Source organism: Microcoleus sp. Pol14D4 (assembly GCF_036701245.1).
In the GTDB taxonomy this organism is placed as follows: Bacteria; Cyanobacteriota; Cyanobacteriia; order Cyanobacteriales; family Microcoleaceae; genus Microcoleus.
In genome coordinates this window covers 21,138-32,637 of the sequence record NZ_JAUBQM010000006.1, presented here as the reverse complement: position 1 = coordinate 32,637, position 11,500 = coordinate 21,138, and the positions used below count along the sequence as shown (strand labels likewise).

Annotated in this window: 9 protein-coding genes; 5 read left to right on the top strand and 4 right to left on the bottom strand. The window is 45.9% G+C overall.

Features of this window, described 5'->3' with window-relative positions; translation table 11 throughout:
* The first annotated feature begins 6 nt into the window (after positions 1 to 6).
* The 3 genes from QUA33_RS04650 (at position 7) to QUA33_RS04640 (ending at position 5,811) form a co-directional block, all read left to right on the top strand.
* The gene (locus QUA33_RS04650) at positions 7 to 183 is read left to right on the top strand and encodes a hypothetical protein (RefSeq protein WP_333146866.1); all 177 of its coding nucleotides are present in this window, start codon (positions 7 to 9) and stop codon (positions 181 to 183) included.
* Between the two features lie 72 nt (positions 184 to 255).
* Positions 256 to 4,383 (top strand): ATP-binding protein, encoded by a 4,128-nt coding sequence (locus QUA33_RS04645; RefSeq protein ID WP_333146864.1) that lies wholly within the window; start codon positions 256 to 258, stop codon positions 4,381 to 4,383.
* 105 nt (positions 4,384 to 4,488) lie between these two features.
* Complete coding sequence (locus QUA33_RS04640; protein WP_333146863.1) at positions 4,489 to 5,811, top strand: response regulator; 1,323 nt, start codon at positions 4,489 to 4,491, stop codon at positions 5,809 to 5,811.
* Positions 5,812 to 6,075: 264 nt separating this feature from the next.
* On the opposite strand, the gene QUA33_RS04635 is transcribed toward QUA33_RS04640, so the two are convergent.
* Together QUA33_RS04635 and QUA33_RS04630 are read right to left on the bottom strand one after the other, a co-directional pair.
* Positions 6,076 to 6,615 carry a GIY-YIG nuclease family protein gene (locus QUA33_RS04635; RefSeq protein WP_333146861.1) on the bottom strand — a complete coding sequence of 180 codons (540 nt, stop codon included), beginning with the start codon at positions 6,613 to 6,615 and terminating at the stop codon, positions 6,076 to 6,078.
* A gap of 59 nt (positions 6,616 to 6,674) precedes the next feature.
* The gene (locus QUA33_RS04630) at positions 6,675 to 7,001 is read right to left on the bottom strand and encodes a hypothetical protein (protein ID WP_333077206.1); all 327 of its coding nucleotides are present in this window, start codon (positions 6,999 to 7,001) and stop codon (positions 6,675 to 6,677) included.
* Positions 7,002 to 7,231: 230 nt separating this feature from the next.
* On the opposite strand from QUA33_RS04630, the gene QUA33_RS04625 reads away from it, so the two are divergent.
* A complete protein-coding gene (locus QUA33_RS04625; RefSeq protein WP_333146859.1) occupies positions 7,232 to 8,032 on the top strand; it encodes a hypothetical protein in 801 nt (266 codons plus the stop codon).
* 83 nt (positions 8,033 to 8,115) lie between these two features.
* On the opposite strand, the gene QUA33_RS04620 is transcribed toward QUA33_RS04625, so the two are convergent.
* Positions 8,116 to 8,979 carry a sulfite exporter TauE/SafE family protein gene (locus QUA33_RS04620; protein ID WP_333146858.1) on the bottom strand — a complete coding sequence of 288 codons (864 nt, stop codon included), beginning with the start codon at positions 8,977 to 8,979 and terminating at the stop codon, positions 8,116 to 8,118.
* 94 nt (positions 8,980 to 9,073) lie between these two features.
* Positions 9,074 to 9,916: a pentapeptide repeat-containing protein gene (locus QUA33_RS04615; RefSeq protein ID WP_333077249.1), complete on the bottom strand. Its 843-nt coding sequence runs from the start codon at positions 9,914 to 9,916 to the stop codon at positions 9,074 to 9,076.
* Between the two features lie 241 nt (positions 9,917 to 10,157).
* Between QUA33_RS04615 and QUA33_RS04610 the strand changes: the two genes are divergently transcribed.
* On the top strand, positions 10,158 to 11,408 hold the full coding sequence (locus QUA33_RS04610) for a transposase (RefSeq protein ID WP_333146856.1): 1,251 nt from the start codon (positions 10,158 to 10,160) through the stop codon (positions 11,406 to 11,408).
* Positions 11,409 to 11,500 lie beyond the last annotated feature (92 nt).

Below are 11,500 nucleotides of genomic sequence, written 5' to 3'. Positions count from 1 at the left end.
AACCACATGATGACCGATATACGCAAAGCAATTAGAAAACTTATCACAGTTTTTGCCAGTAAAAATGAATCAAATTTCCAACAGCTAGAAACACAACTAACAGAAGCAAATTTTTCCATCCGCGTCCAATCTTCGCTAGTAGTTGGCTGTATTGAACCGGGCGGCAATTTTCCCAGTTTTTAGGGCGCGCCAATTGCCGGGAAAGGCACGCTACAGCAGTTAAAATAGGATTATCAGCGCAATTGGTTTACGCCCATGCCCATTTATCACTTCAACCGCCTAACCGCCAAATTTTTCAGCAAGCTTCCGCTGCGAACGGTTCTGATTGTTCCGTTAGTTTTGCAAACGGTAAGTGTAGTTGGGCTAGTGGGCTATCTTTCTTTCAAAAGTAGTCAGGAATCAGTCGAAGAGGTGGCGCATCAGTTAATCGAACAAGTAGCAGAGCGAATTAGCGATCGCCTCACCGATAATAATGGACTGTCGGCCATCAATACCTTTCTGGCTGGGCTGCACTTCTCGGCTTCAGGACAAACTTTTATTATGGATCGATCGGGCAATCTGATTGCCACATCGACACTAGAAACACCCTTGGTGACGCCCGCAAAAAAGCAACCGACGCCATTGCTAGCCACCAACAGCAAGGATGCCCGCACGCGAGATATTGCTCGACAACTCGCCAACCGATTTGGTAACTTCCGCACCCTGCAAACAACCGAGAAATTGACCCTGGCGAACAAGGGCGATAGGCAGTTTGTCCGCCTCACTCCCTATCGAGATTTCCGTGGTTTGGATTGGTTGATTGTGGTGGTTGTGCCAGAGTCTGATTTCATGGGGCCGATTCAAGCAAATACGCGCAACACATTGTGGTTATTGGCCGGTACGCTGCCGCTGGCGATCGCGATCGGATTGTTGACTTCCCGTTGGGTGACAAAACCAATTATGCGCTTGAATACCGCCGCCAAAAATGTTGCAAAAGGAGAATGGGATAGACCTTTAGAAATTAGACGCTTGGATGAAGTCGGAGAACTCGCCCATTCCTTCAATCTTATGGCCGTGCAACTGCAACAGGCTTTTGCAGACCAAAAATCTTTAAATGAAGCTTTAGCGCACAGCGAGAGCCAACTCAAGCAATTTATCGAAGCCATACCTGCAGGAGTATCTATTCACGATGCCTCCGGTAAAGTCGTGTACTTCAACGAAACTGCCAAGCATTGGCTCGGCGTAGAAACTATCCCCGATGCGACTTTAGAAGAAGCCGTAGAAGTTTATCAAATGTACCGCCAAAACCAGCCGTATCCAATTGAAGAACTGCCCGCATTCCGAGCACTGCGCGGCGAAACCGTATTCGTTGAAGATATAGAACTTTATCGAGAGGGGAAATTTATTCCTTTTGAGGTGCGCGCCACACCCATTTTCGACGAAGGCGGAAACATTATTTATGCCATCAATGCTTTTTATAACATCACACAGCGCAAACAATATGAAAAAAGCTTAAGCGACTACAATCGCACTTTAGAAACCGAAGTTGCCGAACGTAGCTACGCCTTAGCTGGTGCTAACGAACTATTACAATCTGAAATTGCATATCGCAAATTGCTCGAACAAAAACTTTACAGTTCTACTGAGCAATTTGTGAAAATATTTGAGTCTATTACAGATATTGTATTGATTTTTAATGTGCAAGAAAAAACTATCCAAATTATACCTACAAAAGGGATTTTTCAATACAACTATCACACGAATCAGATCGACTCCATCATCGAACAATTTTTTGATGAGGAAAGCGAGGAGATTTATTTCGCTCAAGTTCTACAGGCATTGGAAGTTCAACAAACTATTAGTTTTGATTACAGTCTGCAGATTAATAACCAAGAAGTTTGGTTTGCTGCTAAAATTTCGCCGCTGTCGGATAGCTCTGCGGTTTGGGTAGCGCGCGACATTAGCGATCGACAGTTGGCGGAAGCCCGACTGCTGGAAGCCCAAAAAATTGCCCATATTGGCAGTTGGGAACACGATATCGCCACAAAAAGAACTACTTGGAGTGAGGAACTATATCGCATTTATCAGCTCGATCCTACTCAAAAACCGCTGCCAACCGAACAATTAATCGAACGTTTTCATCCAGAAGATCGATCGCGCTATCTGGCAGTGGTGCGCGATCGAGCTATGTCGGGGCAAAGCTTTGAAATTGATCTGCGGCTGATCCGAAGAGATGGCTCGCTCAGTTACATAGAAGTTCGAGGGAAACCTGTTTATGATGAAAAAGGGCAGTTGATCCGTTTGTTCGGCACTGTCTTGGATATTAGCGATCGCAAACAAGCCGAGTCAGCTTTGCGAGAAAGCGCCCGGGGAGAACAAGCCATCGCCCGATCGATCGATCGCATCCGTCAATCCTTAGATATTGACACAATATTCAAAACCACAACCTCGGAACTGCGACAAACCCTAAAATGCGATCGTGTCGGTATCTATCGCTTTAATCCTGATTGGAGCGGAGAATTTGTTGCCGAATCAATGGCTGCCGGCTGGATATCTCTGATGCAACCTGACGATTTTAGTGTGCCAAACACTCTCGTCGAAGACTCTCGCTGTACCGTGAAAACTATGCAAGCCGGCGGTACACCAGTGCTGGATACCTATCTACAAAAAAATCAAGGCGGTATGTACGCTAGAGGCGTTCCTTACCGCATAATTGAAGACATATACAGCGCTGGCTTGAGTCCTTGTTACCTAGAACTGTTAAAACAATTTCAAGCTCAAGCCTACGTTATTTTCCCCATATTTTGCGGCAGTCAACTTTGGGGTTTGCTAGCCAGCTATCAAAATTCTGGACCCCGCACTTGGCGCGAAGCAGAAATCAACATTGGGCTGCAAATTAGCACCCAATTGGGAGTCGCCTTACAACAAGCTCAATTGCTCGAAGCCACTCAAAAGCAAGCAGTGCAGCTTCAACAAGCCGCCTGGGCCGCAGAAGCCGCCAACCTTGCCAAAAGCACTTTCCTCGCAAATATGAGCCACGAACTTCGCACCCCGCTAAACGCAATTCTGGGATTCTCCCAATTGATGCAGCGCTCTACCAACCTCACTCGCGAACAACAGGAAAATATTCGCATTATCAACCGCAGCGGAGAACACTTGCTCGCTCTAATTAATCAAATATTAGATTTAGCTAAAATAGAGGCGGGACGCATTACAATCAACCCAACAGACTTTCAATTAAGCAGCCTGTTGAACGATTTGGAAGAGATGTTTCAACTCCAGGCAATGGAGCAACAATTGCAGTTAATATTTGACTGCTCTAGCGAAATTCCCGAATACGTGCAAACCGATCAACTTAAGTTGCGTCAAGTTTTAATTAATCTGCTTTCTAACGCGATTAAGTTTACCAAAGAAGGAAGTATTGCGGTAAGAGTAAGTGCGGTGAGGGAGAGTGAAAAGCAGCAAATACCAATCAGTAATTACCAATTATATTTTGAAATAGAAGACACTGGCTCCGGCATGGCTCCTGATGAGTTAGATAAGCTTTTTCAAGCCTTTGTGCAAACCAAAACAGGAACCAAATCTCAGCAAGGAACAGGCTTGGGGCTGGCTATCAGCCAACAGTTTGTCAAGCTGATGGGCGGCGTGATTACTGTACGCAGTGAAGTAGGACGCGGCACCACCTTCGCGTTTGATATCCCCGTCAGTGCCGTTGATGCCCCGGCGACTCAACCCGTAGAGCCACCGCGTCGAGTGATAGCCATGGAACGCAACCAGCCACGCTATCGTATTTTGATTGTGGACGATCAATCGGACAACCGCCAACTGCTGATCAAACTCCTCGCTGGCTTTAACTTTGAACTCGAAGAAGCCAGCAATGGCATGGAAGCTATTGAAATGTGGTCGAGTTTTGAGCCACACTTAATTTTTATGGATATGTGGATGCCCGTGATGGATGGACATGAAGCGACCAAACGCATTAAAGCCACCGTTAAAGGTCAAGCTACGGCAATTATTGCCGTGAGTGCCGGTAACGCCGAGGAAGCGCAAAGCGTTACTGTATCAGATGATTGCGATGACTTTATCCACAAACCCTTCCGAGATACAGAAATTTTTGCCACCCTGCACAAACATCTGGGAGTGCGTTACATTTACGATGAACCGGAGAGTGTTCCCGAGTCAAATCAAATCGAGGCTCTTACTCCAGAGACTCTGGCAGTTTTACCCGCAGATTGGCTGGCAGCTTTAGAGAAAGCCACAATTGAGTGCGATTTAGAGTTAATTCTGATCCAAATTGAGCAAATTCGCGATCGCAATGACGCTTTAGCTAGCGCTCTAGCCACATTGGCTAATGAGTTTCAGTTCAATCAAATACTAGCTCTCATCCATCCCGAAGCAAAATAATAAGGATATGAGATAGGTTTGTAGTGAGTACGATCGTCCTCATAAAACCCCATCGGGCGATCGTACTCACTACAAACCTATAAAGGTTATTTTACCCAACTAAATATGAATTGCGAACCAACTCCCGTCTTAAAAGGGAATATTTTAATTGTTGATGATATTCCGGCTAATTTGCAACTTTTAGCTCAAATACTCTCGCAGCAAGGGTACAAAACACGCACCGCACCCGACGGCAAACTAGCGCTGCGGTCGATCGAGTTAACTCCTCCTGACTTGATTTTGCTCGACATCATGATGCCCGGTATGGACGGCTACAAAGTCTGCGAAGCATTAAAAGCTTCTCCCACAACCAAAGATATTCCAGTTATTTTTATCAGTGCTTTGAATGAAGTATTAGATAAAGTCAAAGCATTTGAAGTTGGTGGTATAGATTATATCACAAAACCGTTTCACGAACAAGAAGTTCTCGCCCGCGTCTCAAATCAACTCGTGCAGCGCCAGTTGTTCCAACAAACACAATCCTATGCCAAAGAACTCGAACAAACCGTAACTGAACTAAAGAAAACTCAAGCTCAGTTAGTACAGAAAGAAAAAATGGCTTCTTTAGGTCAGCTAGCGGCAGGAATTGCTCACGAAATCAACAATCCCGTAAGCTTTATCTACGGCAATATTGCTCTAGCGGCGGAGTATGCGCGAGATTTGCTTCGCCTCGTTGAATTGTACCGACATTACTACCCCCACCCCGTTGCAGAAATTATTGGGGAATTGGACGAGATTCAACCCGAATTCATCGCAGAGGATTATCCAAAACTGCTGAATTCGATGACAGAAGGTGCTTCTCGGATTAGCGAAATTGTCATGTCTTTGCGGAACTTCTCCCGCCTTGGCGAACAAAAGTACAAACCAGTGGATATTCATGAAGGCATTGACAATACTTTAGTTATTTTGCAGCATCGGTTGAAGGGAGCAAACAAAACGGGTGAGATAGAGGTCATTAAAAACTACAGCCAACTGCCAAGAGTCACTTGTTACGCCAGTGAGTTAAATCAGGTGTTCATGAACCTGCTAAGTAATGCTATTGATGCCCTGGAAACTCAACCTTCTCCCCGAAAAATTACCATCAGCACTTCAGTAGGTTTTGAGTCAGAAGCTGCGCTGCACAATCACGATTCAATATTAGTCACTCCAAACAATCAATCCGTTGTGATTAACATTGCCGATAACGGTTGTGGGATGAGTGAAGAAGTGCGCCACCAGATATTTGACCCATTTTTTACTACGAAGCCTGTAGGCCGAGGTACTGGATTAGGGTTGGCAATCAGTCACGATATTGTAGTGGAAAAACATCGAGGTCAAATCAGTTGTATTTCTACTCCGGGTCGAGGAACCGAGTTAATTTTGCAGATTCCGATATCTGTTAAATTTTAATAAATTTTAACCTTTTAAAATTTAATCAAACCCAGAGAATATATCACATAGATTGTACGCGAGCATCTGTAGGGAAACGGCATTAAGCTGTAGTGCATTTAAATTGTATATTCAGGGCGGGCGGGACACCCCACAAGACTTTGATTTTTTTGACACACAATTTCAATGCCGCAACAGCTTATTGGTATTCACTTAAGGTAAAACCGATATTCCGCCAGTCCGTCAGGGAATTCATTCCCTGGCGGACTGCCGGGTGAGCGGTATTTACTTTAAATCCAGCAATCCGCTAGTTTTTAGCTTGGGATTAAACCGGATTTCTTCAGTTACGCCGCGATCTTTCAATAGCGATAAAATTTCATTTTCCACACGCCGCGCGACATTTTTCAACAATTGATCTTTGGCAATTTCATCTGCGAAGATACCTTCATAATTTGCTGTTTCTTGGGCGGTCATCACTGTTTTGGTGTCGATGGGATCGTTCCACTTGGCAGCATCGGCACCGTTACCCTGGGGTTGGGAACCGTTTTCGGCAATCCAACTTTCTCTAATGCTTTCTAGAATAGTGCGGCTGGGCTTGTCAATAGTTTGGACTTTCAGCCAGTAGCAATATTGGGTTTGGCGTACTAAATGCTGTTTGAGGCTGAGGTAAATGTCGCGAGAATAGCCGACAAATTGCAGGACCTTCTCGCTGTCAAAAATCGCGTAAACGCCGATTTTTCCGTGGACAAAATCGGGTAATTTTCCCTCAGAGTCTATGTATGGAATGAATTCTAAGCTGGCGAGAGATTGAATGTCTTCTGTCATCCGATTTTAGATTTTAGATTTTAGATTTTAGATTAAACCACAGATTAACCAGCCTTTACTTAACTCTTGAAAACTCGATAAATTGCACAGAGGCGGCTGGGTTTAAATATTTTGGCTTGGAACATGAAATTAGGCGGGACGTTGACGATCGCAAAATCGCTCGATTCGTGATACTTTTCAAATTCCGCAGGCATTCCCTTCGGCGTCTCGCTGCTGTAAGGGACTGGCTGAAAAAGTAACTCGGCAAACTCAATGCGCGAGCATTGCAATTGTAGCGCTACTTGTTTGACAAAGCTTTCACCGGTTAACAAACCGAACAGTGCAGTTTTAGCATCGGGTTCGAGGACAAAACTGCTATCGTAACTTTCAATAATCTTAAGACCCATTTTCTCTATACTCCTGACAGACGGCGGTGAATGGTTATCGGTTAAGTGTTTTGAGCGATCGACTTATTTTGAATTTTACCTGACACTGACCGTTTTGAAGGCAGAAGGTATTCGGCACGAGGTCAATAAAAATACCACAATCAGGAAATTTTGACAAATAGCCCTGATTTATTTGCCGATCGCTTTTATCATGTCCGTATCGCCATCTATCCGACTACGACTAAAAGGCTATGCAGAAGATTGAAAAAGCATCATTCCCAGCTTCCAGAAGTGCCCCGAACCAGCCGGACTGGCTAGAATTGGTAGAATACGCCTCTGTTGCTGGTTCAGCGATTGGCACGATTGCTGCAGGATTGTCGGGCCAAATTGTCTACGCTGCCGCCCCCTTAACCGCAGCACTTTCGCTGAATCTCGCCAATCGCCAGCGTTTCGAGCAACAAATGCAACAAAAGGCAAATTCTGCGATTGCGGACGTACAGGCTGCAGTAGAACGTCGCTCGCAGCAAGTTCAGATACTACCTGGAGAACCTGCGGAACTCTACACCGCCGTCTCCGACTTGCGGCAGAAACTCCAGGGCTTGGAATCCGGCGCCATCGCCGAGGTACAAGCTGCCGTAGCCTCCCTCGAACGCCAAGCCCAGGCGCTGCCGGCTGACTCTCAGGAAATCTACACCACTCTGTCCGATTTGCAGCAAAAACTCCGCATTTTGGAAACTAGCGCCCTCAGAGAGCATGATTGGGAAAATGTCAACGTCCGATTTTTATTGATGGGCGAAAAGTTAACTGAAGTTAAAACTATTACGGCTCAGTTACAGGAGCGATCGAACGAAGTAGACTTCGATACAATCCAAGGTTCTCTCAAGCAATTGCAGGACTTGCTCGATCGACCCACAATAGACACAGGGATGCTGCAAACCGAGATTCAGCAGTTGCAGCAGCAAGTTTCCGAATTGCAGAGACAAAATCAAGAAATTGTCAAGCCTTATTTGCAGCGTCTGACTCGCGCCGTGAAGAAACTATCAGCAAATTAGCCTTAGTTATTAGTTTTTCGTAGGGTGCTGCGCGCGTACCTTCCCGGATTCTTTCGTAGGGTGCTGCGCGCGCACATTACCAATTACCCATTACTAAATTTTTGCCAAGCTTGCCAGAAAACATAAATCGATAAGATTGCCAAGAGCGATCGAAAAGCTAAACTAACAATACGATCGGGCAATCTCGGCAAAAACCGCGTGCTCACCTGCGCGCCCAACAAACCGCCGCCGCCAAGAATTAACCCCACAACCCACAACACATTCCCGCGCGCCGCGTGTCCCGCCGTCGCCGAAATTGCCGTGATGACGATGACGCCCAAGCTGGTTTGAATTGCGGTTTTAATGCTTTCTCCTAACAGCAAAATTTGCAGGGGAACCATAATCACGCCGCCGCCTACGCCGAACAAACCCGCTAATAAACCCGCCGCACTGCCGGTAGCAATTTTAGCAAAAGTTGGATGGAATAAAATATTTGAATTATTGGGTAATTCGTGATTGGTAATTGGTAATTGAGCATTTTCTCCTTGTCCCGCTTGTCCTCCCAGTTGCCCTTGTTCTAGTTCCGCTTTCTTCTTAGCTGTCAGGTGCTTGCGAACTTCAATCAAATAAATATTCAGCCACAGCAACAGCCCAAAAGTAAGTAACAGCAAGTAAGGCGGAAATATCCCCGCCAAATAAGCACCGATTTGTGCGGTGATGACGGCAGGAAATCCAATGCCTGCGACTTGGCTCAAGCTGAGGTAGCCCATGCGCCAATTCTGGATGCTGCCAGAAATAGCTGTAATGACGATCGACAAACCGCTAGTAGCAACCGCTTCCACCGGGGCGTACTTGAGAGCTACCAACAAAGGCACGAGCACCGTACCGCCGCCAATACCCAAAAATCCAGCTAGAATTCCGGCAAAAATTCCCGCCGCACCCAACATCAATAATTCAGTGATAGTCATTAGTCATTAGTCAACAGTTAACAGTCCACAGTCAACAATCAACAGTCAACAGTTAACAGTTAACAGTCAACAGTTAACAGTCAACAATCAAATTTTAAGAATCATTAGTCGTGCCGTCGGGCATAATTGCCCGCCTCAAATCTGCATCGCGGAAGTTAGTTCGATTGAGATTAGCGTCAATCAAAACCGCTTCCACCAAAACAGCCCCGCTAAAATTAGACCAGCACAGCTTGGCCCGGTACAAATTAGCTCCGCTCAAATTAGCTCTTGCCAGGGTTGACCAACTCACATTAGCAACTCTCAAATTAGCATTGCTCAGATTAGCTTCGCTCAGATTAGCTCCCACCATCGTTACTTGGCGCAAGTCTGCACCAGCCAAGTTGGCCCCGCTCACCATCGCCCCGCTGAGAATTGCCTGATTCAGGTTAGCTCTTTCTAAAAGCGACTCGCTGAGGATGGCATTTGTCAGGTTTACCGCTTTGAGAGTTGACCAACTCAAATTTGCCTTCATCAAATTAATGCGAATCATGCTAGCGTCGGTTAAGTTGGCCGCAAACAAATTCGCTTCGGTAAAGTTGGCTTCGGTCAAGTTAGCTTCGGTCAAATTAGCCTTGGTCATGTTGACTTCTCTTGCCATTGAGCCGCGCAGGTTGGCTCCCATCAGGTTAGCCCCGCTGAGATTGGCGCGGCTCAAATCGGTACCGATGAGATTTGCTTCGCTGAGGTTGGCTTCCGTCATATCCACCCCTGCCAATTTCACCTCACGCAAGTTCGCTCCCGTCAGGTTAGCGCCTTTGAGGTTTGCGTCTTGGAAATTCGCTCTGGTAAAGTTAGCCTCGCTGAGGTTTACCCCTTTTAAGTCGGCCCCGACGAGGTTAATCTCTCGAAAATTTCTTTCTCCGGCCGCATATTGCCTCAGAATTCGATCGGCCTCCATGTCATTCGCCTCGCAATTTTTTTTAAACGTTAGAGTGATGGGTGTTACCACATCATCCCAGATAACTACGGTATTCACTCTGCACGCTGTACTATCTGTAGAATCTTTGCATTGCTTTCCGGGCAGTGGCACTGCTGTGCCACTGCCTCTTAAAGGGCATGACCGGAAATTTGGGTGCAAGCCCCGTCCTTCGCTCGACGGCTTTAATTATTTTATTGAAAAAGCGTCCAGACGTTCGCTCATGGTTGTGGTAGAATCAGGTAGGAGGATAGAGCAACTGTTTAATTTAACCTACGAATTCAAACTTAAACCAACAACGGGACAGACAGCAATCTTTGAGGATTGGCTAGAACAATGCTGTCGCGTTTATAACTACGCATTAGCTGAACGTAAAGACTGGTTTAAGTCTCGTAGTTGTCAGATTAACGCTTGCTCTATCCGATCTGAGTTCATCATCGGAGCCGAAACAAAACGACCCACTTATGCCAGCCAGTGCAAAAGTTTAACTGCGGCTAGGGCAAACATACCCGCTTTGGCTGATGTTCAGGTACACGTTCTACAACAGACACTGAAAAGACTTGAAAAAGCTTTTGTAAGTATGTGGGAACAAAAGCACGGTTTCCCTCGCTTTAAGAAACCAGGAACAATGCGATCGTTTGTATTCCCACAATTGGGGGTTAACCCCGTCCAAAATCAAGCGGTGAAGCTTCCTAAGATTGGTTTGGTTAAGTTTCACCAATCACGTCCTATCCCTGATGGCGCAACGATTAAGCAAGCAAGGGTAGTTCGTAGGGTTAGCGGTTGGTACGTGATGTTAACGCTGCAATGGGATCTGTCAGTGCCGTCGGTCATGCCTCACGGTAAAGGTATTGGGATCGATGTTGGATTAACTAATTTCATAGCAACTTCTAACGGTCTTTTAGTCAAGCGCCAAAGATTTTTCGTCGATGCAGAACGCAAGCTTAAATTGCTGCAACAAAGTGTCAGTCGGAAAAAACTCGGCTCGAACAATTGGCGTGAAGCTCAGAAGAAAGTTGCCAAACTGCATGAGTACGTTGCTAACTGTCGGAAAGATTGGCATCGCAAATTATCTCATCAAATCTGCAAAGACGTGGGGATGATTTTCGTTGAGGATCTGAATCTGATTGGGCTGTGCAAGGCGATGCTAGGGAAACATTGCTTAGACGCAAGCTGGGGCCAGTTCTTCACCATCCTAGAGCAAACTTGTTTGAAATATGGCGTGTACTTTCAAAAGGTAAGCGCCCACAAGACAAGTCAGACTTGCCCTAACTGCCTAACTGAAACGGGTAAAAAAAAGCTGTCAGAACGTACTCATTCATGCTCGAATTGCGGCTATACAACCGACAGAGACGTTGCAGCAGCCCAAGTAGTTCTAATTAGAGGACTTGCAGCCGTAGGGCATACGGTCAAGATGCTTTCTGAGGGTAAATTCGTCGGAATCCCTGCGAAGAAAGAATCCCCATGCCTTTAGGCTGGGGGATGTCAAAAATATCAACGCTTCTGAGAAAATCAAACATAGGGTAAAACTCTCGGCACTGGGCAGTAAAACAGCCAGCAGCAAAG

What these genes read in the sequence shown, in the direction of transcription:
- QUA33_RS04615 (WP_333077249.1), bottom strand. Translation starts at nt 9,916, where the DNA reads ATGGAGGCCGATCGAATTCTGAGGCAATATGCGGCCGGAGAAAGAAAT.
- QUA33_RS04625 (WP_333146859.1), top strand. Translation starts at nt 7,232, where the DNA reads ATGCAGAAGATTGAAAAAGCATCATTCCCAGCTTCCAGAAGTGCCCCG.
- QUA33_RS04610 (WP_333146856.1), top strand. Translation starts at nt 10,158, where the DNA reads ATGGTTGTGGTAGAATCAGGTAGGAGGATAGAGCAACTGTTTAATTTA.
- QUA33_RS04640 (WP_333146863.1), top strand. Translation starts at nt 4,489, where the DNA reads ATGAATTGCGAACCAACTCCCGTCTTAAAAGGGAATATTTTAATTGTT.
- QUA33_RS04635 (WP_333146861.1), bottom strand. Translation starts at nt 6,615, where the DNA reads ATGACAGAAGACATTCAATCTCTCGCCAGCTTAGAATTCATTCCATAC.
- QUA33_RS04645 (WP_333146864.1), top strand. Translation starts at nt 256, where the DNA reads ATGCCCATTTATCACTTCAACCGCCTAACCGCCAAATTTTTCAGCAAG.
- QUA33_RS04630 (WP_333077206.1), bottom strand. Translation starts at nt 7,001, where the DNA reads ATGGGTCTTAAGATTATTGAAAGTTACGATAGCAGTTTTGTCCTCGAA.
- QUA33_RS04650 (WP_333146866.1), top strand. Translation starts at nt 7, where the DNA reads ATGATGACCGATATACGCAAAGCAATTAGAAAACTTATCACAGTTTTT.
- QUA33_RS04620 (WP_333146858.1), bottom strand. Translation starts at nt 8,979, where the DNA reads ATGACTATCACTGAATTATTGATGTTGGGTGCGGCGGGAATTTTTGCC.